General features: G+C 63.6%; 24 protein-coding genes, 2 pseudogenes and 1 riboswitch. Of the genes and pseudogenes, 14 read left to right on the top strand and 12 right to left on the bottom strand.

Going from position 1 to position 25,031, the window contains the following annotated elements; all coding sequences use genetic code 11:
• Nucleotides 1-83: 83 nt before the first annotated feature.
• From paaD to fbp, 10 genes and pseudogenes are all read right to left on the bottom strand, one after another.
• The gene (gene paaD / locus MI302_RS06395; protein ID WP_038029708.1) at nt 84-539 is read right to left on the bottom strand and encodes a 1,2-phenylacetyl-CoA epoxidase subunit PaaD; all 456 of its coding nucleotides are present in this window, start codon (nt 537-539) and stop codon (nt 84-86) included.
• Nucleotides 533-1,291, bottom strand: coding sequence for a 1,2-phenylacetyl-CoA epoxidase subunit PaaC (paaC, locus tag MI302_RS06390; RefSeq protein ID WP_038029706.1), 759 nt, complete (start codon nt 1,289-1,291; stop codon nt 533-535). Before paaC ends, paaD begins: the two co-directional genes overlap by 7 nt.
• Nucleotides 1,284-1,805, bottom strand: a complete 522-nt coding sequence (locus MI302_RS06385) for a phenylacetic acid degradation protein (RefSeq protein ID WP_126186989.1) — start codon at nt 1,803-1,805, stop codon at nt 1,284-1,286. Before MI302_RS06385 ends, paaC begins: the two co-directional genes overlap by 8 nt.
• Before the next feature lie 9 nt (nt 1,806-1,814).
• On the bottom strand, nt 1,815-2,786 hold the full coding sequence (gene paaA, locus MI302_RS06380) for a 1,2-phenylacetyl-CoA epoxidase subunit PaaA (protein WP_239725250.1): 972 nt from the start codon (nt 2,784-2,786) through the stop codon (nt 1,815-1,817).
• Complete coding sequence (locus MI302_RS06375; protein WP_239725249.1) at nt 2,779-3,366, bottom strand: TetR/AcrR family transcriptional regulator; 588 nt, start codon at nt 3,364-3,366, stop codon at nt 2,779-2,781. Before MI302_RS06375 ends, paaA begins: the two co-directional genes overlap by 8 nt.
• Before the next feature lie 117 nt (nt 3,367-3,483).
• A complete protein-coding gene (locus tag MI302_RS06370) occupies nt 3,484-4,398 on the bottom strand; it encodes a tyrosine-type recombinase/integrase (protein ID WP_239725248.1) in 915 nt (304 codons plus the stop codon).
• Between the two features lie 123 nt (nt 4,399-4,521).
• Nucleotides 4,522-6,192 carry a ribonucleoside-diphosphate reductase subunit alpha gene (locus MI302_RS06365; RefSeq protein WP_239725247.1) on the bottom strand — a complete coding sequence of 557 codons (1,671 nt, stop codon included), beginning with the start codon at nt 6,190-6,192 and terminating at the stop codon, nt 4,522-4,524.
• Nucleotides 6,193-6,201: 9 nt separating this feature from the next.
• Nucleotides 6,202-7,017, bottom strand: a pseudogene (locus tag MI302_RS06360) (ribonucleotide-diphosphate reductase subunit beta); the annotation flags it as partial.
• 119 nt (nt 7,018-7,136) lie between these two features.
• Nucleotides 7,137-7,262: riboswitch (cobalamin riboswitch) on the bottom strand.
• A 181-nt stretch (nt 7,263-7,443) separates the two neighbouring features.
• On the bottom strand, nt 7,444-9,033 hold the full coding sequence (locus MI302_RS06355) for a gamma-glutamyltransferase family protein (RefSeq protein ID WP_239725246.1): 1,590 nt from the start codon (nt 9,031-9,033) through the stop codon (nt 7,444-7,446).
• 120 nt (nt 9,034-9,153) lie between these two features.
• Nucleotides 9,154-10,245, bottom strand: a complete 1,092-nt coding sequence (gene fbp / locus MI302_RS06350; protein WP_126200175.1) for a fructose-1,6-bisphosphate aldolase/phosphatase — start codon at nt 10,243-10,245, stop codon at nt 9,154-9,156.
• Between the two features lie 188 nt (nt 10,246-10,433).
• On the opposite strand from fbp, the pseudogene MI302_RS06345 reads away from it, so the two are divergent.
• From MI302_RS06345 to MI302_RS06280, 14 genes and pseudogenes are all read left to right on the top strand, one after another.
• Nucleotides 10,434-11,663: pseudogene (locus MI302_RS06345) on the top strand (integrase core domain-containing protein).
• The gene (locus tag MI302_RS06340; protein ID WP_239725245.1) at nt 11,632-12,207 is read left to right on the top strand and encodes a TetR/AcrR family transcriptional regulator; all 576 of its coding nucleotides are present in this window, start codon (nt 11,632-11,634) and stop codon (nt 12,205-12,207) included. The pseudogene MI302_RS06345 and the gene MI302_RS06340 overlap by 32 nt, the downstream one beginning before the upstream one ends.
• Nucleotides 12,194-13,330 carry an acyl-CoA dehydrogenase family protein gene (locus MI302_RS06335; RefSeq protein ID WP_126177898.1) on the top strand — a complete coding sequence of 379 codons (1,137 nt, stop codon included), beginning with the start codon at nt 12,194-12,196 and terminating at the stop codon, nt 13,328-13,330. Before MI302_RS06340 ends, MI302_RS06335 begins: the two co-directional genes overlap by 14 nt.
• A 12-nt stretch (nt 13,331-13,342) precedes the next feature.
• The gene (locus MI302_RS06330) at nt 13,343-14,497 is read left to right on the top strand and encodes an ABC transporter substrate-binding protein (protein WP_014630500.1); all 1,155 of its coding nucleotides are present in this window, start codon (nt 13,343-13,345) and stop codon (nt 14,495-14,497) included.
• Nucleotides 14,494-15,351 carry a branched-chain amino acid ABC transporter permease gene (locus MI302_RS06325; RefSeq protein ID WP_239726506.1) on the top strand — a complete coding sequence of 286 codons (858 nt, stop codon included), beginning with the start codon at nt 14,494-14,496 and terminating at the stop codon, nt 15,349-15,351. The genes MI302_RS06330 and MI302_RS06325 overlap by 4 nt, the downstream gene beginning before the upstream one ends.
• Nucleotides 15,348-16,292, top strand: coding sequence for a branched-chain amino acid ABC transporter permease (locus MI302_RS06320; RefSeq protein WP_239725244.1), 945 nt, complete (start codon nt 15,348-15,350; stop codon nt 16,290-16,292). Before MI302_RS06325 ends, MI302_RS06320 begins: the two co-directional genes overlap by 4 nt.
• Nucleotides 16,267-16,980 carry an ABC transporter ATP-binding protein gene (locus tag MI302_RS06315; protein ID WP_239725243.1) on the top strand — a complete coding sequence of 238 codons (714 nt, stop codon included), beginning with the start codon at nt 16,267-16,269 and terminating at the stop codon, nt 16,978-16,980. Before MI302_RS06320 ends, MI302_RS06315 begins: the two co-directional genes overlap by 26 nt.
• Nucleotides 16,977-17,681 carry an ABC transporter ATP-binding protein gene (locus tag MI302_RS06310; RefSeq protein ID WP_172961930.1) on the top strand — a complete coding sequence of 235 codons (705 nt, stop codon included), beginning with the start codon at nt 16,977-16,979 and terminating at the stop codon, nt 17,679-17,681. Before MI302_RS06315 ends, MI302_RS06310 begins: the two co-directional genes overlap by 4 nt.
• A 23-nt stretch (nt 17,682-17,704) precedes the next feature.
• Nucleotides 17,705-18,958 (top strand): serine hydrolase, encoded by a 1,254-nt coding sequence (locus MI302_RS06305; RefSeq protein ID WP_239725242.1) that lies wholly within the window; start codon nt 17,705-17,707, stop codon nt 18,956-18,958.
• A complete protein-coding gene (locus MI302_RS06300; protein ID WP_014630494.1) occupies nt 18,958-19,692 on the top strand; it encodes an SDR family NAD(P)-dependent oxidoreductase in 735 nt (244 codons plus the stop codon). Before MI302_RS06305 ends, MI302_RS06300 begins: the two co-directional genes overlap by 1 nt.
• A gap of 16 nt (nt 19,693-19,708) precedes the next feature.
• Entirely contained in the window at nt 19,709-20,173 is a 465-nt protein-coding gene (locus MI302_RS06295) for a MaoC/PaaZ C-terminal domain-containing protein (RefSeq protein WP_014630493.1), read from the top strand.
• Nucleotides 20,174-20,527 carry a PaaI family thioesterase gene (locus MI302_RS12185; RefSeq protein ID WP_014630492.1) on the top strand — a complete coding sequence of 118 codons (354 nt, stop codon included), beginning with the start codon at nt 20,174-20,176 and terminating at the stop codon, nt 20,525-20,527.
• A gap of 40 nt (nt 20,528-20,567) precedes the next feature.
• Nucleotides 20,568-22,187 (top strand): long-chain fatty acid--CoA ligase, encoded by a 1,620-nt coding sequence (locus MI302_RS06285; RefSeq protein WP_239725241.1) that lies wholly within the window; start codon nt 20,568-20,570, stop codon nt 22,185-22,187.
• Nucleotides 22,188-22,196: 9 nt separating this feature from the next.
• On the top strand, nt 22,197-22,955 hold the full coding sequence (locus tag MI302_RS06280; RefSeq protein ID WP_126170051.1) for an SDR family oxidoreductase: 759 nt from the start codon (nt 22,197-22,199) through the stop codon (nt 22,953-22,955).
• A 1-nt stretch (nt 22,956) separates the two neighbouring features.
• Here MI302_RS06280 and thiD read toward each other — a convergent pair whose 3' ends face one another.
• Together thiD and MI302_RS06270 are read right to left on the bottom strand one after the other, a co-directional pair.
• Nucleotides 22,957-23,733, bottom strand: a complete 777-nt coding sequence (gene thiD, locus MI302_RS06275; protein ID WP_239725240.1) for a bifunctional hydroxymethylpyrimidine kinase/phosphomethylpyrimidine kinase — start codon at nt 23,731-23,733, stop codon at nt 22,957-22,959.
• Complete coding sequence (locus tag MI302_RS06270) at nt 23,730-25,031, bottom strand: MFS transporter (protein WP_019550915.1); 1,302 nt, start codon at nt 25,029-25,031, stop codon at nt 23,730-23,732. Before MI302_RS06270 ends, thiD begins: the two co-directional genes overlap by 4 nt.

The raw sequence follows: 25,031 nt of genomic DNA, 5'->3' as shown, positions 1-25,031 counted from the left end.
CTTGAATCCGGACTGTGTTCGCTCTAGGTCTTCCAGGAAAAAGGCCCCGTACGCCTCCTAGTCCCGGGCCTTATGTTTCCCCTTCAGACGGTCTTAAAGGCCTCAAAAACTTCCCCGCAGGCAGCGCACTGGTAGAGCATCTTGCACAGGGTGGCCCCGAAGGTGTTCTTGAGGACCACCTCCTGGCTTCCGCACCGGGGGCAGGGGGGATCCTTCCCCGCCAGGGGGAGGGGAAGGGGTGGGGCCACGCCGTAACCCAGGAGCTTCCTTCGGGCTTCCTCGGCCATGTCCTCGGTGCTCCAGGGGGTCCTGGCCTCCACCACCTCCACCTCCTTGGCTCCTGCCTCCCGCAGGGCCTTTTCGATCTCCTCGCGGATGAGCCGTAGGGCAGGGCAGCCGGAAAAGGTAGGGCGGAAGCGGACCCTGACCTTTTCCCCTTCCGCCTCCACCCCCAAGACCATCCCCATCTCCACGATGTTGAGGACGGGGATCTCCGGGTCCTTAACCCCTTTTAGGGCTTCCCAGTACCGCTCTACCATGCCTTGGCCTCCGGGTCCCAGCGGGCCACGGACTGCATCTCCGCGAGAAGGGACCAGAGGTACTCCGTGTGTTCCTGGCGGCTTTTGGGCACGTACCCTCCCTCAGGCGGCCTTAGGCCCGAGCGCACCAGGTGGGCAGTCACCTCCTCCAGGTAGGGAGCCTCGAGGGCCTTGAGATCCGGTACCACCCCTGCCTCCACCAGGGCCTCATCCCCCGGGAGAGGCTGGAAGAGCTGGCGCACGTAGGGGAAGAGGGTTTCCAGGGCCTCCTGCGCCCGGCGGTGGGATTCCTCCGTGCCCTGGCCCAGGCGCTCCACCCAGAGAGAAGAGTGCTTCAGGTGGAACCTTTCCTCCTTCAGGATGCGGCTTGCCGCCTCGGCCAGGGGGGCGTAGGCGCTCCGGGTTGCCTCCTTGAGCCAGAGGTTCTCGTAGGCGTCAAAGAGGTACTGCCGCACCATGGTGAAGGCCCAGTCCCCCTTGGGGAGCTCCACCAGAATGGCGTTTTGGAACTCCAGGGGATCGCGGAAGTAGACCAGGCGGTCGGGGTCGGAGCCGTTCAGCTCCTGCTGGAGCTCCAGCCAGACCTTGGCGTGGCCCAGCTCATCCTGGGCCAGGTTGGCGATGGCGATATCCTCCTCGAGGATGGGGGCATGCCCCACCCACTCGGAAAGCCGCTGGGCCAGAACCACCTCATCGTCGGCCCAGGCGGTGAGCCGGGCCACCAGGGCGTCCTTCAGGTAGGCCTCAAGCATTCTCCACCCCCTTGGCGGTGATGAGCCCGTAGTAGCTTTGCAGGCGGTAGGTCTTCTCCTTGGCCGGGGCAAACCAGCTTTCCACCACTTCCTCGGTGGGCTCGGTCCCCACCACCAGGCGCTCGGGAACCGCCCAGAAGGCCACCCCCTGGGCCTGTAGGAGGGCTTGGGCTATGGCATCCTCCGGGCCTTGCGCCAGGAAGCGGCCCACTAGGTCCCCGTAGACCATGCTCCGGCGGTGGCTCCGCTTGGCGAAGACCCAGTAAGGTTCTTCGCTTCCTCCCTCCCTCCTGGTGGGCTTCAGATCCTTTAGGCCTTCCTGGGAAACGTGGAAGAAGGCCTCGGCCGGGGCCACGAAGAGGGCGTAGGCGGCGGGGCGCCGCACGAAGACGTGCCGGGCCACCAAGAGGGCGTGCTCCGGGTCAGCGGCGTGTACCGAACCCACCATCTGCGGGGGGCCATGCTTGGTGTCCTGCTTGATCACCTCAAACCGGGGCCACTCGGTTCCCCACATGGTGCCCTCCTAATCCGCGGCCTGGACCAGGTGGCGCTTGCCGTAGGCCTCGAGGGCCTCCCGCACCCAGCGTCCCTCCTCGTGGGCCCTCCTCCTGGCCATGAGCCGGTGCCGGTTCATGGGGCCTTCCCCGTTGATCACCTTCCAGAAGTCATCCCAGGGGATCGGCCCGTGGATCCAGTTGCCCGTCTTCTCGTCGTAGCGGAGGTCGGGGTCGGGGATGGTGAGCCCAGCGTCCAAGAGTTCGGGGACGTGTTCGTTCAGGAACTCCTGGCGCACCTGGTCGTTGGTCTTGGTCTTGATGCCCCACCGCAGAAGGAGGGGGGTATGGGGGGAGTCGGTGTCGTGGGGCCCGGCCATCATCAGGGTGGGCCACCACCAGCGGTTCAGGGCATCCTGCACCATCTGGCGCTGCTTCTTGGAGCCCCTGGCGTAGAGGAGGACGGCCTCCTTCCCCTGCTTGTGGTGGAAGGTTTCTTCGGCGCAGATGCGCACCATGGCCCGGGAGTAGGGCCCGTAGGAGCACTGGGCCAGCATGGTCTGGTTCTTGATGGCCATCCCGTCCACCAGCCAGCCGATGATGCCCACATCCGCCCAGGTGAGGGTGGGGTAGTTGAAGATGTTGGAGTACTTGGCCTTGCCGGAAAGAAGGACCTCCACCATTTCTTCCCGGGTGATCCCCAGGGTTTCGGCGGCGTGGTAGAGGTACTGCCCGTGCCCGGCCTCGTCCTGAACCTTGGCCAGCAGGATGAGCTTCCGCCGGATGGAAGGAGCCCGGGTGATCCAGGCACCCTCGGGAAGCATCCCCACCCACTCGCTATGGGCGTGCTGAGAGATCATACGGATGAGCTGGCGCCGGTACTCGGCGGGCATCCAGTCCCCGGGCTCGATCTTCTCGCCCCGAGCGATGCGGGCCTCAAACTCCTCTAGCCTTTCCTGGTAGTCGGGATCCTCTGGGTAGCCGAGCTTAAGCTTAACCATCCTCGCCTCCTTTATCCTCATTCGCCTCCACGCCCAAGGCCCTCAGGATGAGGGTGGCGTAGGCTTCCGAAAGTTCCTCCAGGGAAAGCGGCCCTTCGGGCCGGTACCACTGGTAGGTCCAGTTCAGGACGGAAAGGACAAAGAGGGTGGCCAGACGGAGGTTTTCCACCCGGAAGACCCCTTGTTCCATACCCTCCTCCATGACCGCCTGGACGCCTTCCTCGTAGCGGCGCCTCAAGGCCTTGGCCTCCTCCAGAAGGGGAGGGGAGAGGTGTTTCCACTCGTGGAAGAAAACCGTGGCCCGGGGCAGCTCCTGAGCGATGACCTCGAGGTGGCCCCGTACTAGGCCCTTCAGCTTGGCCACGGGGTCGCCCTTAAGTCCCTCCAGAACTTTAAGGAAGCGCTCGGCGGCCTGGCGCACCACCTCCAGGAGGAGCTCTTCCTTGGAGGTGATGTGGGCGTACAGGCTTCCCCCCTGGAGGTTTAGGTGCTTGGCCAGCTCCCGCATGCTGGTGGCGTGGTAGCCCCGCTGGCTGAAGAGGTGGCCTGCTATGGTGAGGATTTGCTCGCGCCGCTCCATGGCTAACGGTCGTTTGTTAGGGTAGCACACCTGAGGCGAAGGGACAAGTGTCCCGCATCACCTTTTGCGGGTCCCGGTAGGTCAAGGGGGGCCTAGCCGGCTTCCGATGTACCCGCCTTAAAGCTCGGGCAACCTCGAGGCCGCCTCCCTGAGCCGTTCCCTCGAGGCGTGCAGGTAGATTTGGGTGGTGGCGATGGACTCGTGGCCCAGAAGGTCCTTTACGGCATCCAGCTCCACGCCGTTTTCCACCAGCAGGGTGGCGTAGGCGTGGCGGAGCTTGTGCGGGGTGAAGCGCCTGGGGTCCAGGCCCGCCCTCAGGGCCGCCTCCCGGAACCTGGCCTCCACGTACCGGGCGGAAGGAACCCTGCCCCGGTGCCTTCCCTGAGTGAACGTGAAAATACTCACATTACCCTGGGGTGGCCCCAACTCTAAAAGAACCTCCCGGGCGGTCCTGGAAAGGGGCACCAGCCTTTCCTTGTTTCCCTTGCCCACCACCCGGATGGCCACGGGAACCGAGCCCTCGAGGATCACGTTCCGACCCTTCAGGGAAAGGGCCTCGGAGATGCGAAGCCCCGTGCCGTAGAGGAACCGGGCCAGGCGGCTGAGGAGCCTGGCCTCCCTTTCGGCTTCCAGGGCCTCGAGGAAGCGCCTGAGCTCCTCCGGAGCGGGGTGCAGGGGAAGCCTGCGCCCGGCCTTGGGGCGGCCTATGCCCTCCGTGGGGTCGGACACGGCCTCTCCCTTGACCTGGGACAGGTAGCGGTAGTAGCTGCGGAGGGCCGCTAGGAACCCCTGCACCCTCCTTGGGGCCCAACGCTCCTTGAGGAGGAGCGCCCGGACCGCCTCGGGGCCCGGGGTGAAACCCTCTTCCTGGAGGAAGCGAAACCAGAGGGTCAGGTCCTGGAGGTAGCGGCGCACCCCCCTGGGGGAGTATCCCCGCTCCAAAAGGAGGTATTCGGCATAGGGTGCCAGGGGTTGAAGGGCCTTCTCGGGCTTTTTAATGCCGATGGATTTCCAAATAAGAGCGGGTTCCACGGGGGTAGTATAACATATGCGCGAAATGTACCTTTCGCGAACAAAGGGCTGGGGTCAACCCCACCCCGGCTTTTGGAGGGTGGGGCTGCGTAAGCCCTTCCGTGATAGCCACCAAGGGGGCTCTTAACCTTCGCAAGCCCGGCAGGAAAGCAGCAGGTCCCGGCTGTAAGCTTGGGCCGCACTGGCGCTGAACTGGTAGTAAAGGGCCTTTAACCCACCCCTCCAGGCGTGGAGGTAGAGCTCGTTCACGTCCTTGGGTGGGGCCTCAGGATGGATCACCAGGTTCAGGGACTGCCCTTGGTCAATGTGCTTCTGCCGCCCTATGGCCAGGTTGACCAGGGTCTTTTGGGACACCTCGGCAAAGGTCTTGAAGACATCCTTTTCCTCGTCGGTAAGAAAGTCCAGGTGCTGGACCGAGCCGTTATGCTCCAGGATACTCCGCCACACCTTTTCCTCGTCCTTGCCCTTTTGGCGTAGGAGCTCCTGCAAAAAGGGATTCTTGAAGGGGACCCGGGCCTTTTGCAGGTCCTTTAGGTAGTAGTTGCTGGTGTAGGGTTCGATGGAGGGGGAAACCTGGCCTAGGATGAAGGAACTGCTCTTGGTGGGGGCGATGGCCAGGAGGGTGGCGTTCCGCCTTTCCATTAGGTCGGCCAGTTCGTCCTCCGGATGGCGCTTCCTAAGCCAGCGGCTCGCCTCCTCCGCCTTTTCCCGGATGGTCTTGAAGATGAGGTTGTTAAGGAAAAGGGCCTCCGCGTTCTCCAGGGGAATCCCCTTGGACTGCAGGTAGCTGTGCCAGCCCAAGACCCCGATGCCGATGGCCCGGTACCGCTTGGCGAAGCGCACCGCCCGCTCCATGTAGGGGATGCCCTCCGCCTTCTCGATGAAGTCGTCCAGCACGGAGTCCAGGAAGATGGTGAGGGTTTCCACAGCGTCCGTGTCCTTCCACTCGTCGAAGTGGAGGAGGTTTAGGGAGGAGAGGCAGCACACGAAGCTTTCCTCGGGGCCCGAGGGGAGCATGATCTCGGTGCAGAGGTTGCTGGCATGAATCGTCTTCCCCAGCTTCTTGAAAACCTCCGGGGCCTGGCGGTTGGCGTTGTCCCGGAAGAAGATGTAGGGGATCCCCACCTCGGTGCGGCTTTTGAGTACCTTAGCCCACCTTTCCCGTTTCTCCCTGTCCCCGGCGATGGCCTCCTCCAGCCAGGCATCCCCCACGGAAACCCCAAAGAAGAGGGACTGGATCTCCCCTCCTTCCCGCTGGATCTTGAACCACTCCTCGAGGTCCGGGTGCTCGATAGGGAGGTAGGCGGCGCACTGCCCCCGGCGGGTGGAACCCTGGTTGAACACCTCGATCACCCGGTCGAAAAGGGAGGCAAAGGCGTAGGAGCCGTTGCTCTCCCCGTTGTCCCGGATGGGGGCTCCCCTGGGGCGAAGGGCCCCCAGGTAAACCGAGGTGCCCCCACCCTGTTTGCTCATCATGCCGATCTCCGCCACCGCCCTCAGGATGGAGGCGGTGTCGTCTTCCACGTAGGTGCCGTAGCAGGAGATGGGGAGACCCCGCTTGAGGCCGTAGTTGGCCCAGATGGGGGTGGCCAAGGAGTACCAACCCTTGGCCATGTACTCCTGGAACTTGCGGGAGAAGCCCTCGATGCGGGTCAGGGCCTCCGCCCGGTCGGCGATTTCCTTCACCCTCTTCTCCACCGTCACCCCAGGGAGAAGGTAGCCCCGGCTCATGTAGAGCCTCGTCCACTCGTTGGCCCAGTACCAGGGCCGGTATTCCCGCTTGGTCTTGGTCATCCTTCCCTCCTAGAAAAGGCTTTCCGGGTCGTAGCTCTGCACCCTGCGGGCGTAGGCCACGCTCCTCTTGTTGAAGAAGTCCACTTCCTTGTCCGCCAAAAGCTCTAGGTCAAACCATTCCGCATCCCTTAGGCACTCCTTCCGCACGGGGAAGGGAGCGGGCAGGCTGTGGAGGGAAAGAACCTGGTTGTACCGCCACTTAAGGAACTCCAGGACCTCCTCTCCCCTCACCGCCTCGGTGTCCCCCCGGGCGAAGATCCACTCCAAAAGGACCTCCTCCGTGCGAAAGAAGGCCTCTACCCTATCCAGGGCTTCCTCGGTAAAGGAGGGCCCGAAGAGGTCCGGCCGCTCTTCCCTAAGGATCCTGAGGAGCTCTACCCCAAAGAGGCCGTGCAGGTTTTCCTCCTTACTGGTGGCCTCGATGGCGTTGGAGATCCCCTTGAAGCGACCAAGGCGCTTGTTCAGGGCCATAAGCACGTAGAACTGGGAGAAAAGGGAGGCGTGTTCGGTGAAGGCGGAAAAGAGAAGGAGGGCGAGGGCGTGTCCCCTCAGGTCGCCTCGGAAGGCGGACCCCAGGACCGCGGTTAAGTGGCGGTGCCGTTCCCTTAAGGCGGTCTCCTTCTCCAAGGCCTGGGCAAAGCGGTCCTCGAGGGCCAGGAGATCCAAAAGGTGGGCGTAGGCGTTGGCGTGACGCACCTCGCTTTCGGCGAAGGTCATGCCCACCTCGGCCACCTCTGGCTTCGGGAAGACCTCGTAGGTTCGGGCCCAGAAGAGCTTCACGGAAAGCTCCACCTGGGAGATGACAAGAAGGGAGCGCTCCACCAAGTGCTGGGCAAGAACTTGCCTAAGATCGCCTGGCCCAAGGTCCTTGGGCCACCGGGTTTTGGGGGGTTAGGAGTCTAAGGTCCCACAGGCATCACCACCTTCACCCTTGCCTCGAGGGCTACGGGGTAAGGCCGCGAAGCGGGTACTCGGGCTTCCGGACAGAGCCGGTTACCGTTGCGGGACAGCGCCGGACTTTCACCGGACTTCCCCCACCGCCGGCCGGCGTCCAGGCCTGTCGGCCTGGCATCGCGGCCAGGACACCCTAAGTATTGGGCGTCCTAACAAGAGGCTACTACCTCTTGTGGTTGGCGTCAATGGTTGCTAAGGGGAAACGCTGAGTCTTGGGTTTTTTGGGTATCCAGGCCATCTCGCTGGTATGTGTAGACGTTCACGATATAAAGCGCTTGTGCGATTCCTCTCCTCAAATCACCACCCCAAAGCCAACCCCTCCGCCCGGGGATCCGATCCCCCCACCAGCACCTCGCCCTGCCGCAGGATCACCTGGCCCCGGCCAAAGTATCCGGGCTCCATCCCGTATTCCACCCGATGCCCCAGGTCCCGCAGAATCAAAGCGGTGGCCTGGGGGATTCCCGGCTCCAGCACCACCCGGTCCTCCCCTCCCCTACCCGGCACCACCTGCCACCGGGGCCGGTCCAGCGCCGCCTGGGGGTTCAGGCCAAAGTTCGTCAGGCCCACCACCACCTGCAGGTGTCCCTGGGGTTGCATATAGCCTCCCATCACCCCAAAGGGGCCCAGGGCCTTGCCCCCCCGGGTGAGAAATCCCGGGATGATGGTGTGGTAGGGCCGTTTACCCGGTCCCACCCGGTTGGGGTGGCCCTCCTCCAGGGAAAAGCCCAGGCCCCGGTTTTGCAGGGCGATCCCCGTCCCGGGAACCAGGATCCCCGAGCCGAAGCCCTGGTAGTTGGACTGGATGAGGGAGACCATGAGTTCCCCGTCTGCCGCCGCCAGGTAGACGGTTCCCCCGGGTCTCACCTCGGGCAGGGCCTGGGGCAGGGCTCGTTCCCCGATGAGGCTTCGGCGGGAGGCCACGTATTCGGGGGAGAGCAGGGCCTGGGGGGGCTTCTCCAGGTAGCGGGAGTCGGCCACGTAGCGGAAGGCGTCCGCCAGGGCCAGGCGCATGGCCTCGATCTGTACGTGGTAGCTGAAGGGGTCTTCCGGCTTAAGGTCAAACCCCTCGAGGATGGCCAAAGCCAGGAGGGCGGCGATCCCCTGGCTGTTGGGGGGGAGTTCGTGCACGGTAAGACCCCGGTAGTTCACGGAAAGAGCCTCCACCCACTCCGGCTCGTGGGCCTTCAGGTCCTCGAGGCTAAGGAGGCCCCCGGTAGCCTCGCTGAAGCCGGCAATGGCCTCCGCCAGCTTTCCCCGGTAAAGGCTTTCCCCGTAGCTTTCCCCGATCTCCCTTAGGGTTTTGGCATGCCCAGGGCTACGCCAAACCTCTCCCGCCCTCGGCGCCCGGCCCTGGGGAAAGAAAACTTCCTGAAAGGCCCGGAACTCGAGCCCCCGAAGAGGTAGGTAGATCCCTTCCGCCCGCCGCCAGGCCCGCGCCGTTTCCGGTCCCACCGGGAAGCCCTCCTCCGCGTAGCGGATGGCGGGGGCAAGGACCTCGGGAAAAGGAAGCCTTCCAAAGCGTTCGTGCAGGGCCCGCCATCCCGAAACCGCTCCGGGCACCGTCACCGGGAACCAGCCCCTTTCCGGCATTCCCCCCTCGGGAATCCGCTCGGGGGTCAGGCTTAAGGGGCTCTTTCCGGAAGCGTTCAGCCCGTGGAGCCGTCCATCCCACACCATGGCAAAGAGGTCACCCCCGATCCCGTTGCTGGTGGGCTCCACCACCGTGAGGGTAGCCGCCATGGCGATGGCGGCATCCACGGCGTTTCCTCCCTTTAGGAGCATCTCCATCCCCGCCAGGGCAGCCAGGGGCTGGCTGGTGGCCACCGCTCCCCGCCGGCCCATGACCACGTGCCGACGGGAGGGATAGGGGTAGTAAGTGAGGTCCATAGGCTTCTCCCGGAAGAGTCTACCCCTTTTCCAGGCGAAGGACCCCCCTCGAGGCTCCGCCTGGTCTTCCCCTTCGGGGAAGCACACGGGGCATTGTCCGCACTGCCAACCAGCGAGGCCCTACGAAAACTCCCGCTCCAGCTCCTTTAGGCGCTCGGCAATCCCCGTGTACTCCAGCTCCTCCATGGGCAGCATGGCCGGGCCGTAAAAGCCCTGGCGGCGCATCTCCTGGGCCTTCTCCACCACCTTGGCCCGCACCGTGTCCCAAACCGGGTCGGCAAAGAGGTCCACGGGCTCGGAAAAACGCCCGTCCTTGAGGGAGAAAGCCAGCCCGCACACCATGGGCACGCAGAAGAAGGTGGACGCAGGGGTATTGGCCCTCACCGGCATCAAGGGCAGGTGATGGCTGCCCCGGGTGTCCCCCGCCACGAAAGGAGCCAGGGCAAAGGGCGGGCCAAACTCCTCCGTGGCGGGAAAGATCTTCTGGGTGCGGATAATGGCCACGGGATCGTCCTTGCCCACGTAACGCCCGGCGATGTTTCGCAGGCGGGTGGTGCTCACCACGGCGGCGATCTCACCGTACTTCCTGGACCAGATGGACTCTATCCCAAAGCGGTGGGAGTCCCTAAGCAAGGCGGCAATGTCGTAAAGCCTCTCCGGGGCATCAAGGACGATGTAGCTATCCCTTTCCGTCTGGGCCAGGTCCATGATGCGGAAGCGGAAGCCAGGGCGCAAATCGGGGGAAAGCAAGAGGCCTGAGGAGTACATGGGATCGGCGAAGACCAGGTAAAGGGGCAGGTTGAAAGCCCCGGGCTCGGTCTTGTCCGCCGCCAGCACCATGAAGGGCTCGGCGGGACGTTCGGCAAACTCCATCTCCGCCACCTGGGGCCCCAGGCCATGGAGGTTACCGGAAAAGGCGTCCTTCAAAAGATCCTGCCCGGCCCCGTAAAGGCCTTCCTCCTTAGCCACCTGGGTACCTTCCCGGAACGCCTTCCACGCCAGCTCGTGTATAGCAGGGTTCCGCGGACCCTGGGTGTGCGAAACAAGGAGGACGATGTCGTCCCCGATGTGGAACACATAGGCATCGAGAAGCAGGCGGCCTACGGCTTCCCGTACCACCTCCTCCACCTTGGCCAGCACCCTGCGGCTGGGTAAGGTGTGGCCTCCCACAGAACCGATGTCGGCCTTGAGGACGCTGAGGGTGATTTTCATAAGCTCCTCCTTCGTGTTCCATATTTCCACACTTATACGGGGTTTGGCAACCGTGTTGGCTTGCAAGCCCGATAGGGATCCTGGAAACGTGGAATGCCAACGGCCAGGGCCTGAACCCGGACAGACACATGTGAGACTGGACGAGTAAAAATGTGGGGACCACTCTAGGAGAGAGGGGGTCCCCACGGATGCAGCTTACCACGGTTGGCAAAGAGGTTTTGCGGGGAGCGCGGAAGGCCCGGGAACTCCAAGGTCACGCGAAGCGTACCTTGGGGCCGGGGCCGGCGATCCCACGGTTCAGGACCGCTTACGGAAGCTCAAACAGGTGGAGGCGCTCAGGAAATACCGGGTGGGCTGGCCCGAGATCCAGGAGCTTTTGGGGATCAGCCGGGCCACCTATTACCGCTGGCGGAAACGCCTCAAGGAAGAGGGCCTTGCCGGTCTTAAGCCTCGGTCAAGACGTCCGCTTTGGGGCCCCTACCCCAAATGAACCGCAGCGCTTGCGGCGGAGGATTTACTGGTCTTCCGATCTGCTGATCCGGGTGGAAGCCCTAAGGAAGGAGAACCCCACCTGGGGCCGCTGGCCGATTTGGCTGACCCTAAGGAAGGAGGGCTTTGCGGTGAGCGAGCGCACCGTGGGGCGGATCCTGGCCTACCTTGAAGGGAGCGGACGCGTGGAGAGCGTGGCCAGTTTTTTGGCCAGGAGGGGAAGGGGAAAGGGAAGGGGAAGGCCAAGGAGGCCCTATGCGCAAAGGAAGCCCAAGGGATACGAGGTGGGTCACCCTGGCGACCTTATCCAGGTGGATACCCTCACCGTGACCCTGGGTCCTGGGGAGACGATCCAGCACTTCTCGGCCGTCGACCTCTTCACCCGTTTCTCCCTTGCGGAAGTCCACACCCGAGCCACGGCCAACCTGGCGGCCAGCTTTCTTGCCCGCCTGATGGTGCGAGCGCCTTTTCCTATCCGTGCGGTGCAGGTGGATGGGGGCAGCGAGTTTATGTCCGATTTTGAGGAGGTCTGTGAACGTTTGGGCGTTAAGCTCTTCGTTCTTCCTCTTTGGGGCCCCTACCCCAAATGAACCGCCGAGGAGCCCCAAGCTCAATGGTCACGTGGAGCGGATGCAGCGGACCTTTAGGGATGAGTTCTACACACGACCGTTGCCTTCACAGATCCCCGAGCTCCAAAGGGAGCTTGACGCCTACCTGGACCACTACAACCGCCGGCGACCCCACCGGGCCTTGGGGGGCCTGGCCCCTTTAGAGTACCTGGCTAGAATACGGGGGGAGGCGGTCCCCACAGAGTCCCAAATGTGTTGACCGACTACAGGGCCTTGACACTCCCACCCTCCTGGCGGTATAGTGAGCTTACCGACCGGTCGGTGAGATATGGGAACCGCCACACGCGACCACATCCTTGAAGAAGCTGCCCGGCTTTTCACCGAAAAGGGCTACGAGGCCACCAGCGTCCAAGATCTGGCCGAGGCACTGGGCCTCTCCAAGGCGGCGCTCTACCACCACTTTCGGAGCAAGGAGGAGGTTCTCTACGAGATCAGCCTTCAGGCCCTGGAAGGCCTTTGTCGCCAAGGAGAAAGAGCCCTATCCGAACCCGACCCCAAGGTAGCCCTTCTGCGCTTCATGGAAGACCATGCCCGCTTCTTTGAAGAGAATCGGCCCTTTTTCGTGGCCATGCTTCAAGGGTTGCAAAGCCTCTCTCCCGAGAAGCGAGCTGTGACCATCGCCCTGCGCGACCGGTACGAGGGCATGCTTCGAAGCATCCTGGAGCGGGGCATGGCACTGGGGGTATTCCGCCCTCTGGATGTGGGCCTCACAGCCCGGGCCATCCTCTCCCTCCTCAACTGGATGATCCGCTGGTTCCGTCCGGGCGGGCCCTTGCGGGCGGAGGAGGTGGCCAGGTTCTACTTTGATCTCATCCTAAAGGGGTTAGAACATGGAGCTTCCTGAACACAAGGAGATCCGGCAGCTGGCCAGGCGCTTTCTGGAAGAAGCAGGTCCTGCTTTGGCGGAGTACGAGGCCCAGGAAGTCTTTCCCTGGCCCCTGGTGAAGCGAATGGGGGAGCTGGGTTTTCTGGGGGTGTTCGTACCCGAGGAGCTGGGAGGAGCTGGCCTGGACTTTTGGGCCTACATCGCCCTTCTGGAGGAGCTTGGGGGATACGCTTCCTTGCGCTCCATCCTCTCCGTGCAGCAAAGCCTGGTCCTCACCCCTCTCCTCACCTACGGCACCCCTGAGCAGAAGAACCGCTACATCCCCCACCTGGCCCGGGGGGAAATCCTAGGGGCCTACGGCCTTACCGAGCCCGAGGCGGGCTCGGATGCAGGAAGCCTCCGCACCCGGGCTTACCGGGATGGCGATCACTATGTGCTGGAAGGACAGAAGACCTTCATCTCCCACGCCAACGTGGCCCGGGTCTTCCTCGTCTTCGCCAAGACCGACCCCGAAAAGGGGGCCAAGGGGATCACCGCCTTTTTGGTGGAGCGGGAGGACGGGGTGAGGACGGCCCCCCTCAAGGGGAAGCTGGGGCTTAGGGCGGCGGACACGGGCATGGTTTTCCTGGATGGGGTTCGGGTGCCCAAGGAACGGGTCCTTGGGGAGGTAGGGGAGGGGTTTAGGATCGCCCTTTCCACCCTGGATACCGGCCGGGTTTCCCTGGCGGCGGGAGCGGTGGGGCTGATGCAAAGGGCCTTGGACCTATCCCTACGCTACGCCAAGGAAAGGCACCAGTTCGGAAGGCCCATCGCCAGCTTCCAGCTGGTCCAGGCGCATCTGGCTCAGATGAAGCTGGACCTCGAGGCCAGCCGGCTTCTCACCTACCAGGCGGTGGTCAAGAAGCTTGCCGGGGAAGGCTACACCCTCGAGGCTAGCATGGCCAAACTCTTCGCCAGCGAGGCGGCCAACCGGGTGGCCTACCGGGCCATCCAGGTCCACGGGGGGTACGGCTTCTTCGAAGAGTACGAAGTAGCTAGGCTTTACCGGGACGCCCGCATCCTCACCCTCTATGAGGGAACGAGCGAGGTGCAGAAGCTCATCATTGGGGCCCACCTCACGGGAGTGCGGGCTTTCGGATAGGGAGGTACAGGGATGAGGAGGATCGGGTTCTTGCTTCCTTTGGTTTTTGGCTTGGCCTTGGCTCAGTACAAGATCGGCTCCCACCTACCCCTCACAGGCAGTCTTTCTAGGATTGGCACCGAGATGGCCAATGGGGTGCGGCTTGCTGTGGAGCACTTCAACGCCACAGCCCCCTTTAAGGTAGAGCTGGTTCTCTTGGACGACGAAAGTTCCCCAGCTAAGGCCGTGGCCGCGGTGGAAAGGCTCGTGGGACGGGAACGGGTTTTGGGCGTTACAGGAGGTTACGGTTCTAACATCATTGGCCCTGCCTCGGAGGTGGCCGAGCGGGCCCGTGTTCCCTACATCACGAGTGGGGGTTTGGCACGGGATCTGACCCAGCGTGGCTTCCGTTATTTCTTCCGCTTTACCAATGTGGAGGGCTACGCGGTGGTGGCGGATCTTATCGCCCAGGGCTTTAGGGCTAAGCGGGTCGCCCTTGCGCACGATGACGGGGCTGGAGGTACTGACGTAGCCCGGGCCGTTCGGGCCAAGCTCCAGGCCCTAGGGCTGCAATTGGTTTTTGACTCGAGCTACCCCGGCCGAAGCACGGACCTCAAACCCCTTTTGGAACAGATCGGTCGCTCCGGCGCTGAGGTGCTTATTTTCATTGGTTACGAAAACAACTACGCCACCGCCTTGCGTGGAGCTCAAGTGGTCAGGCCCAAGGTCAATGCCTTTGTAGGCCTTTATAGCCTGATCACGCCCTCCCTCATCCAGGACCTTGGGCCGCTTATGGAGGGGGTCTACGGAACCGAGCCTTGGACCAACGGTTCGGCTCCCGTTGCCTTGCGTGCGGAGGAAGCTCGCTTTGTCCGCGATTACCGTGGCAGATTCGGCCAGACCCCGGGCTACCTGGCCGCTCTAGGGTATGTCCAGACCCAGATCCTCCTTAACGCCTTGAAGAAGGCGGTAGAGTCCGGTAGCCCCACGCCCCAGGCATTGCGGGATGCCTTGGCCGCAAGCCAGGGAGAAAATCTTGTCTCGGCCTATCGCTTTGACGAGAAGGGCGATAACGTGCTCTATCGGACTGTGGTTTCCCAAGTTCAGCAAGGCAGGGGGGTTCCGGTTTGGCCCAAAGAACGGGCGTACGGCAGGTGGGTTTATCCTCAGGTGCCTTGGACTCGATGATGGAGCTTTTCCTCAACGCTCTAGCTTCCGGCCTTGCGCAGGGAGGGATTTATGCCCTCATCGGGGTGGGTTTGGCCCTGATCTTTGGGGCCATGCACGTGGTCAACCTGGCCCATGGGGAGGTGTTGGTAGCAGGGGCCCTTTTGACCTATCTCCTGGCTGGGGCCGGGCTTCCCCTTTGGGGGGCGATCCTTCTCGGAGGTGGGCTTGGGGGACTTATGGGCCTTGGGCTCTACAGCCTTCTTCTTCCCGTACGGCGGGAGCCTCCCATTAGCAGCATGGTTCTCACCTATGGGGTTGCGCTCATCATCCTCTATGGGCTTGTAGAAGCTTTTGGGAGTGACCTGCGCAACCTCACCTACCCAGCCTGGGTAAGGCCAGTCCACTTGGGACCAATCCGCTTGGCCCTTGGAGAGATCATAACCCTGGGGATTGCCCTACTTACGGTGGGTGGGGTGGCTTGGTTTCTGAGGCAGAGCTGGCCCGGCTTGGCGGTTCGGGCCCTTACGCAGAACCGGGAGGCCGCCATGGCCCTAGGGATTTCACCCTTGGCTGCAGAAGCTTTGGCCTTTGCCTTGGGCTCAGCCTTAGCGGGGCTTGCAGGGGCCCTTTTGGTGGTGGTTCAACCCATAGCGCCGATGGCAGCCCCTCTTTTTACGGTGAAAGCCTTCGTGGTGGTGGTCCTTGCAGGCCTGACTTCCCCCCTGGGCGTAGCCCTGGCGGGCCTCCTTCTTGGGGCCGTGGAAGGCTTGAGCGCTCTGGTTAACCCGGCCTGGGGTGAACTTGTGGCCTTTTTGACCTTTGTTCTAATGCTCCTCTTCCGACCCCAGGGGCTTTTTGGGAGACAGCGATGAGGGAGCGAAGACTCCTTTGGCTTCTCTTTGCTTTGCTCCTTATCTTACCTCCTTTACCTCCTTTTTTAGACGAGTACCTGCGTCATCTCCTGGTCTCTTCTTTGACCTTGGCCCTTCTGGCCGTGGGCTGGAATCTCCTCGGGGGATTCGCGGGCCAGGTCTCTTTTGGACACGCGGCCTTTTTTGGCCTAGGAGCCTACGGAGCGGGGATTCTGTCCAAGGCTGGACTAGATCCTTGGCTGGCCTTATTCCTCGGAGGGGGGGTAGCCTTCCTGGGAAGCGTGGTGGCCTTACCCATCCTTAGGCTTCATGGGGCTTACTTTGCCCTGGCGATGCTGGCCTACGCCGAGGTACTGCGCACCTTGGCCATTCTCTTAGAGGGCCTGACCGGAGGGGCGGCTGGGCTTTTCAGCATTCCGGGCCTATACCTGCCGGGGGTGGATTTTGGCGCCAAGCTTGCCAACCTTTACGTGATCCTGGGCCTCCTCCTGGTAGGTGTGGGGGTGGCCTTCCGGGTACGCTACGGTCCCCTGGGTTTGGGCCTTGCGGCCCTAGGGGAGGAGGAGGCGGCGCGAGCTGGGGGAGTCCCGGTTTTTCGGCTCAAGGCTCAGGCCCTCTTTCTGAGTGCCTTTTTCTCCGGTCTAGCTGGGGCTTTTCAAGCCCTTTACATTCGCTTTCTAGAACCGCCCTATGCCTTTAGCCTTGAGTGGTCCGTTTATCCTCTGGTCGCTTCTTTTCTAGGGGGAAGAGGAACGGTTGTGGGACCCATCTTGGGTACCTTAGGGCTTTACCTGGGGGCTGAGCTTGGGGTCAAGCAGGTTCTGGAGAGGGGGTACCACATTGCCACGGGTGCTTTGGTAGTCCTGGTAGTTCTCTTTTTGCGCCGCGGAGTTTTCGGCTTCCTGGAGGGCCGGTATGCCGTTGTCCGCCCAAGGGGTTAGCGTACACTTTGGAGGGCTTTTGGCCCTGCACGAGGTCCACTTAGCGGTGGAGGTCGGACAAAAGGTGGGCCTTATAGGTCCGAACGGTGCAGGGAAGACCACGATGTTCGGTGTATTGAGCGGGCACCTTAAGCCTTTCCGCGGAGAGGTTTTCCTAGAGGGTAGGCGGATCACCCGGCTACCCCCCGAAACCCGGGCAAGGCTTGGGGTGGTACGAACCTTCCAAGTTCCCCGCCCTTTCCCCGGCCTTACCGTCTTTGAAAACGTATTGGTCTTCGCCCGATTCTCCGGCCGGTCCCAGGATCCCGAGGCTAGCGCTTGGCGGGCCTTAGAGGGGGTTGGGCTTGAGAAGTGGGCTGAGGCTTGGGTGGAGGGACTGAACGTGGCCCAGCTTAAGCGTCTCGAGGTGGCCCGGGCCCTGGCTGCCGAGCCCAAGTACCTCCTCCTGGATGAGGTGTTTGCCGGCCTTAACCCTGTGGAAAAGGCCGCTTTGGCCGAGAGAATTGAGGCCCTGACCCGGGATTGGGGCTTAGGCCTTCTCCTGGTGGAGCATGACCTCAAGACGGTCTTTCGCTTGGCCCAATGGGTCTATGTCCTTTCCTTTGGGAGCCTCATTGCCGAGGGGCCTCCTGAGGTTGTAGCCCGGGATCCCAAGGTGATAGAGGTTTACACCGGGGGGGTGGCCTGATGCTGGAAGTGCGCCGCCTCGAGGCGGGTTATGGATCCTTGCAGGTGCTCTACGGGATAGACCTCTGCGTGGAACCGGGGGAGATGGTGGCCCTTCTTGGACCTAACGGGGCTGGCAAGACCACCCTTCTTAAGGCTCTCTTGGGGCTCACCTGGCGGCGCGGGGAGATCCTTTTCCAAGGGCAGTCCATAACCCACCTCCCTCCCCACCGCGTGGCGCGATTAGGGGTGGCCTGGGCTCCCGAAGGACGCGGCCTTTTCCCGGAGATGACTGTGGAGGAGAACCTGCGCCTGGGGGCCTACCGCAAAGAGGCGCGTAAGGGACTTAAAGTGCGGTTAGAAGAGGTTTACACCCTTTTCCCTGTCTTAAAGGATCGGCGTTCCCAGCTCGCCGGGACCCTTTCTGGAGGTGAGCAGCAGATGCTGGCCATAGGCCGGGCCTTAATGGCCGAACCCAGGCTTCTCCTGGTGGATGAGCCGACCCTGGGTCTGGCTCCCCGGCTGGGGATCCAGATCCTTGAAACTTTGGCGAGAATCAAGGTACAGGTTCCCATTTTGCTGGTAGAGCAGAACGTGGCTTTGGCCCTGGAGTTGGCTGATCGGGCCTATGTTCTAGAAGAAGGCCGGGTGGTGCTCCAAGGCCAGGCCAAGGCCCTGCTCCAGGACACCCGGGTCAAAGCCAGCTACCTGGGAATGGTTTAGCCCTTGGAGGAGGTGATGAGGGAATGAGGGGGAAGGGTTTCTGGTGGGTCCACCTGCTCCTTTTCTTGGGCTTGGCCCTGGCCCAGATCCAGGAGGGGGTGGACCTCGGACGCTTAGGGCTTTTGAAGGCCCGCCTCGAGGCCGAAGTGGCCCAAGGTCGGCTTCCTGGGGCGGTGGTCTTGGTGGCCCGGAACGGGCGGGTGGTGTTTGAGGAGGCCGTAGGCTATCTGGACCCTGTACGCCGCACCCCCATGTCCAAGGAGGCGATCTTCCGCATCTATTCCATGACCAAGCCCCTGGTTTCGGCCCTGGCCTTGAACCTGATGGAGGAAGGGCGGATCTTCCTCACCGACCCTGTATCCCTTTACCTGCCCCAGTTCCGGGAGCTTCGGGTGGGGGTGGAGCGCACCGGCCCTAACGGGGAGTCCACTTTAGAGTTGGTGCCGGCCCAGCGGCCCATCCTTGTCTACGACCTGCTCCGCCACACCTCCGGGATCACCTACGGGATCTTCTTCGATTCCTTGGTAAAGCGGGAGTATCGCCGGGTGGGGTTGGACGCGGTGGACCAAACCCGGGAGGAGTTTTTGAACAAGCTGGCCAACCTACCCCTCCAGTTCCAGCCGGGTACGGTCTTTGAATACGGAAACTCCACTGACCTCTTGGGCCACCTCCTGGAGCAGATCACCGGGCAGAGCCTGGAACAGTTGCTGGAAAAACGGATCTTTAGGCCTCTGGGAATGGCGGATACAGGATTTAGCGTACCCGAGGCCAAGTGGGGCCGTATTGCCGAGCCCTTTCCGCAGGACCCCTTCACCGGTGCCCCCACGCCCACGCCCCTGGAGGTACGGCGCCCGCCCAAACGGTTTTCGGGGGGAGCCGGCTTGGTTTCCACCGCCCGGGACTACTTCCGCTTCCTCCAGGCTCTCTTAGAGGGAGGGGCCCTGGAGGGAAGACGGATTCTAAGCCCGAAGGCCGTGGCCCTCATGACCCAGGACCACTTAGGCCCCCTTTACCTGCCCTCCTTGCAGCGAGGAGCGGCCTATTTGCCGGGGCCCGGGTACGGGTTTGGGCTCGGCGTGGCCGTTCGTCTCGCCGATGGGGGTAGCCCCCTTATGGGCAGCAGCGGAGACTATAGCTGGGCGGGCCTTTTCGGGACCTACTTCTTCGTGGACCCCAAAGAGCGGCTCATCGGCATCTTCTTGAGCCAGAGCCCGGGTGGACGGGCCTACTACTCCCAGCTTTTCCGCCAGATGGTCTATGCCAGCTTGGTGCGCTGATGGGGCGGCTTGAGGGCAAAGTGGTGCTCATCACGGGGGCGGCCCACGGGATCGGCCGGGCGGCCCTGGACCTGTTCGCCGCAGAGGGGGCGCGAATTGCCGCCATGGATTGGGATGGGGATGCCCTCTGCGAGGCGGTGGCTTCCCTCGAGGCCGAGGCCCTGGCCTTCCCTGGGGATGTGAGCGATCCCAGGGCCCTAGATCGGGTCCTGGAGGAGACCTTGGAAGAGTTCGGGGCCCTCCACGGCCTTGCCCACTTCGCCGGGGTAGCGGACTCGGCCCTTCACTGGCGCCTCAGCCTGGAGGCATGGGAACGGGTTCTCAAGGTGAACCTGGAGAGCAGCTTTCTCCTGGTCCAGAAAGCAGGGGCCGTGATGGAGGGGGGGAGCATCGTTCTAACCGGCTCCGTGGCCGCCCTCGGCGCCCTAGGCCTCGCCCACTACGCCGCGAGTAAGGCTGCGCTTATCGGTCTAACCCGGACCCTGGCCCTGGAGCTTGCGCCCAAAGGGGTCCGGGTGAACCTCCTCGTGCCTGGGTACATCGCCACCCGGATGACCGCGGGTTTGCCCGAATGGGCCAAAAGGCGGGAGGTGGAGGCCTGCCCCCTCGGGCGGGCGGGAAGGCCCGAAGAGGTGGCCCAAGCCGCCCTCTTTCTCCTTTCGGAGGAGGCGGGTTTCATCACCGGCCATGCCCTTTACGTGGACGGAGGGCGTTCGGTCTTGAGCGCGATTTAGAAGGGAGGGATTAGGGATGCCTATGTACTTTGAGGACTTTGAGGTAGGCCAGAGGTTCTCCACCGCCGGGCGCACGGTGACCGAGGCGGACATCGTCAACTTCGCCGGGGTCTCGGGGGACTACAACCCCATCCACACCGACGCCGAACACGCCAAGGAAACCCCCTTCGGCCAGCGCATCGCCCATGGCCTTCTCGTGCTCGCCATGCTCACGGGGCTGAGGCAGCGCACAGGGGTTACGGACGGTACCCTCATCGCCTGGATGGAGATCCGGAACTACCGCTTTTTAAAGCCCGTCTTCATCGGGGACACCATCCGGGGGGAGACGGAGATCGTGGAGAAGCGGGAGACCTCCAAGCCCGACCGGGGGATTCTGGTGCAAAGGGTGCGGGTCCTGAACCAAAGGGGGGAGGTGGTGCAGGAGGGGGAGTTCGTGACCATGGTGCGGAGGAGGGTCATAGATTCCAGGCAGGAGGCCTAATTGAGTCCTTTCGCCCGCTGGTTTCAGGCTCAGATTCTAAGAAAGGCCGAGGGCGTGGCCGAGCTTGCTCTGGAGGTGCGGGAGGAGTTCCTCCAGGGCCAGGGCATCGTCCATGGGGGCATCCTGGCTGCGCTTTTGGATAGCGCCATGGGGAGCGCCGTGGAAAGCGCCTTTGGCCGGGTGGTGACGGTGGAGCTTTCCGTCCATTACCTGAGGCCGGTGCGCTCCGGCACCCTAAAAGCCCGGGGGACGGTGGTCCACGGGGGACGAAAGCTCGTCCACGCCCAAGGGGAGGCCTTTTTGGGCGAGGAGCGGGTGGCCTGGGCCAAGGGGATCTTCTACCGGGTGGGGTGATGGGTTTTATACTGGGTTCATCTGCGAGGAGGTGGGGAGTATGGATTTTCTGCCCTCTACCATGATGAACGAGGACCTGAACCTTTGGGATTTTCTGGAGCGGGCGGCGGAGCTATTCGGAAAGAAGGAGGTGGTTTCCCGCCTCCACACCGGGGAGATCCACCGCACCACCTACGCCGAGGTCTACCGCCGGGCCAGGCGCCTCATGGGCGGCCTCAAGGCCCTAGGGGTGGGCGTGGGGGACCGGGTAGCCACCTTGGGCTTCAACCACTTCCGCCACCTGGAGACCTACTTCGCCGTGCCGGGAATGGGGGCGGTCCTCCACACCGCAAACCCCCGGCTTTCCCCCAAGGAGATCGCCTACATCCTGAACCATGCGGAGGACAAGGTCCTTCTCTTTGATCCCCAGCTCCTTCCCTTGGTGGAGACCCTGCGCCCGGAGCTTTCCACCGTGCGCCACTTCGTGGTAATGGACGAGAAGGCGCCAGAGGGATACTTGGCCTACGAGGAGGTGTTGGGCGAGGAGGCGGACCCCATCCGGGTACCCGAACGGGCCGCCTGCGGCATGGCCTACACCACGGGGACCACCGGTCTTCCCAAGGGAGTGGTCTACAGCCACCGGGCCCTGGTCCTCCACACCTTGGCGGCGAGCCTCGAGGATGGCACGGCTCTCTCGGAGAAGGACTCGGTCCTCCCAGTGGTACCCATGTTCCACGTGAACGCCTGGTGCCTACCCTATGCCGCCACCTTGGTGGGAGCCAAGCAGGTCCTGCCAGGACCCAAGCTAGATCCCGCCTCCTTGGTAGAACTCTTTGACGGAGAAGGAGTGACTTTTACCGCCGGAGTGCCCACGGTGTGGCTGGCCTTGGCCGATTACCTGGAGAACACGGGACACCGCCTCAAGACCCTGCGGCGCCTGGTGGTGGGGGGAAGCGCCGCCCCGAGAAGCCTAGTGGAGCGCTTTGAGCGCATGGGCATAGAGGTGCGGCAGGGCTATGGCCTCACGGAAACTTCTCCGGTGGTGGTGCAGAACTTCATGAAAAGCCACCTGGAAAGTCTCCCCTGGGAGGAAAGGATCCGCCTCAAGGCTAAGACTGGCCTCCCTACCCCTCTTGTGCGCCTTCGGGTGGCTGACGAGGAAGGCCGCCCGGTGCCCAAGGATGCCAGAACCATGGGGGAAGTCCAGCTCAAGGGGCCGTGGATCACCGGGGGGTACTACCGGAACGAGGAGGCTAGCCGTAACGCCCTAACCCCCGACGGATGGTTCCGAACCGGAGACATCGCCGTGTGGGATGAGGAGGGCTACTTGGAGATTAAAGACCGGCTGAAGGACCTCATCAAGTCGGGCGGGGAGTGGATTTCCAGCGTGGATCTGGAAAACATCCTCATGGGACATCCCAAGGTGAAGGAGGCGGCGGTGGTGGCCATTCCCCACCCCAGGTGGCAGGAAAGGCCCTTAGCCGTGGTGGTGCCCAGGGGAGAGAAACCCAGCGAGGAGGAGCTTCGGGAACATCTCTTAAAGGCTGGTTTTGCCAAGTGGCAACTTCCCGATGCCTTCGTCTTCGTGGAAGAGATCCCCCGCACCAGCGCGGGGAAGTTCCTAAAGCGTGCCCTCAGGGAACAGTATAAGGATCTGTTCCACGATTCCTCAGAGGGATAAGGGGGGACTATGTTCCTGGAGCAATTCCGCCTGAACGGCAAAGTAGCCCTGGTGACGGGGGGATCCCGGGGGCTTGGCCTCGAGGCCGCCCTCGCCCTCAAGGAGGCCGGGGCCAAGGTGGCGGTTTTGGCCCGGAGGGCCAGCTTCTTTGAGGAGGCCAAAAAGCACCTTGGGGAAGCCCTTTACCTGGAAGGGGATGTGCGGGACGAAGGGCGGCTCCTCGCGGCGGTGAACCAGGTGGAGCGGGAGCTTGGGCCCCTCACCATCCTGGTGAACGCCGCAGGGATCTCCTGGGGGGCCCCCTCCTGGGAGATGCCGGTGGAAAAGGTACGGGAGGTCCTCGAGGTCAACCTGGTGGGGGCCTTCCTGGCAAGCCGCGCCGCCGCCCAGCGCATGCGGGAAAGGGGCTACGGCAAGATCATCCACATCGCCTCCGTGGCAGGGCTAAAAGGAGAGTACCCTGAGGTCCTGGACGCCGTGGGCTATTCCGCTTCCAAGGGTGGGCTTATCGCCCTTACCCGGGATTTGGCGGTGAAATGGGGCCGGTTCGGTATTCGGGTGAACGCCTTAGCCCCTGGGTTTTTCCCCACCCGCATGACGGAAAAGGTCCTGCCCAAGGCCGAGGCCTTCCTGAAGGCCACCCTGCCCCTGGGGCGTCCCGGGAAACCCGGGGAGCTGGGAGGAGCGGTGCTTTTCCTGGCAAGCCCGGCCTCCGACTACATCACCGGGGCAATTCTTCCCGTGGACGGCGGGGCTACCGCCCTCTGAACTAGGCGAAGTGGTTCACGGGGCCATGGCCCTGACCCAAGGAAGGAGCGGTTTCCAAGGCCCGGGTGAGGTAGGCCTTGGCCTCGGCCACGGCTTCCTCCAGGGGCTTTCCCAAAGCCAGGAGGGCAGTGATGGCTGCGGAAAGAGTGCACCCCGTGCCGTGGGTATTCCGGGTGGGGATGCGCCTGCCGCGGAAGGCTTGGATGCCCTTTGGCGTGGCCAGGAAATCCACCGCTTCCTCGCCATCAAAATGGCCCCCCTTCAGGAGGACCGCTTGGGGGCCGAGGGCCAAAAGTTCCCGGGCCGCCTCCTGGGCTTCCGCCAGGGTCCGGATAGGCCGGGAAAGGAGGGCTTCCGCCTCGAGGCGGTTCGGGGTGATGAGGGTGGCAAGGGGGAATAGCCTTTCTTTAAGGGCCTGGACCGCCTCGGGGGCAAGGAGGGGATCCCCCCCCTTGGCCACCATCACCGGGTCCACCACCAGGGGGGCGATCCCATAGCGCCTCACCCCCTGGGCCACGGCCTCCACGATCTCCGCGTTCCCCAAGGCCCCGGTCTTGGCCGCATGGATGGGGAGGTCCTCGGCCACGCTCTGGATCTGGGCGTAGACCAGCTCCGGAGGAAGAAGGTGGACCCTTTGGACCCCCAGGGTGTTCTGGGCCGTGACCAGGGTGAGGGCGCTTGCCCCGTAGACCCCGAAGCGGGTAAAGGCCTTGAGGTCGGCCTGGATCCCCGCCCCGCCCCCGGAGTCCGAGCCAGCGATGGTCAAAGCGACCTTCATACCCCCTCCAGGGCCCTACCCCGGGTCTCCACCCCCACGAGGAGGGCAAAAAGCCCCGCAAGGAGGAGGAGCCCCCCGTGGAGGGCCAAAACCCCCCCTGGCCCCAAGGGGCTAAGGAGGAGGCCCGTGAGGTAGGGGGCCAAAATCCCCCCCACCCGGCCCAAGGCCGCGGCCAGGCCCGCCCCGCTCCCCCTTAGGGCGGTGGGGAAAAGTTCCGGGGTGTAGGCGTAGATGGCCCCCCAAGCTCCCAGGTTGAAGAAGGAGAGGAGGCTCCCGAAGAGGAGGATCTCCCCCGGGCTTCCCGCCTGCCCAAGGAGGTAGGCGAAAAGGGCGGAAAGGCCGAGGAAGCCCACCAAGACCGGCCTCCGCCCTACCCGCTCCACCAGGAAGGCCGCCAGGAGGTAACCCGGAAGCTGGGCCAGGGTGATGAGGAGGACATATTCCAGGGAGCGGACCAGGGTGTAGCCCTGGGCCACGAGGAGGGAAGGAAGCCAGATGAAGGCCCCGTAATACCCCGCGTTCAGGGTCAGCCAGGCCAGGGCGATGAAGAGGGTGCGCCGGCCATAGGGGGGGCGGAAAAGGGCCCCGTAGGGCAAGGGCCTAGGGACCTCCGCGGCCTTGGGCTCAGGCAGGGGCCCCGCGAAGGCTCCCTCCCAGGCCCGGACCAGGGCCTCCGCCTCCCCCACCCGCCCCCGGGCCATGAGCCAGCGGGGGGACTCGGGGAGGGAAAGCCTCAGGTAGGCGGCGTAGAGGGCGGGAAGGGCCCCGGCCAGGAAGGCCAACCGCCAGCCGTACTCGGGCACGAGGAGGTAGCCGAGGAGGGCCGCAAGGAGCCAGCCCACGGCCCAGAAGGCCTCGAGGAGGACCACCATCCGCCCCCTGAGGCGCAAGGGGCTCCACTCGGCCATGAGGCTTGCGGCCACGGGGAGCTCAGCCCCCAGGCCAAGCCCCGTGAGGAAGCGGAAGAGGAAGACCCATGCCAAGGAGGGGGCTAGGGCGGTGAGGAGGCTTCCTAACCCTGCCAGGAAGAGGCTATAGCCGATGACGGCCTTCCGCCCCAGGCGGTCGGCAAGCCTCCCCCCCAAAGCGGCCCCCAGGAGCATCCCCAAAAGGCCCACGCTTCCCAAAAGCCCCGCCTGGACGGGGCTTAGGCCGAACTCCCGGGTGAGGGCGGGCAGGGTGAAGCCGATGAGGCCCACGTCCATGGCGTCCAGGGCCCAGCCGAGCCCAAGGAGGAAAAGGAGCCTAAGGTGGGGCCTCCCTAAGGGCAGGCGGTCCAAGCGGGCGATGGGGTCCAT

It is taken from the genome of Thermus sp. NEB1569 (assembly GCF_022385295.1).
In the GTDB taxonomy this organism is placed as follows: domain Bacteria; phylum Deinococcota; class Deinococci; order Deinococcales; family Thermaceae; genus Thermus; species Thermus scotoductus.
Note: the sequence above shows the minus strand (reverse complement) of the source record. Positions and strands in the feature narration are given on the sequence as shown.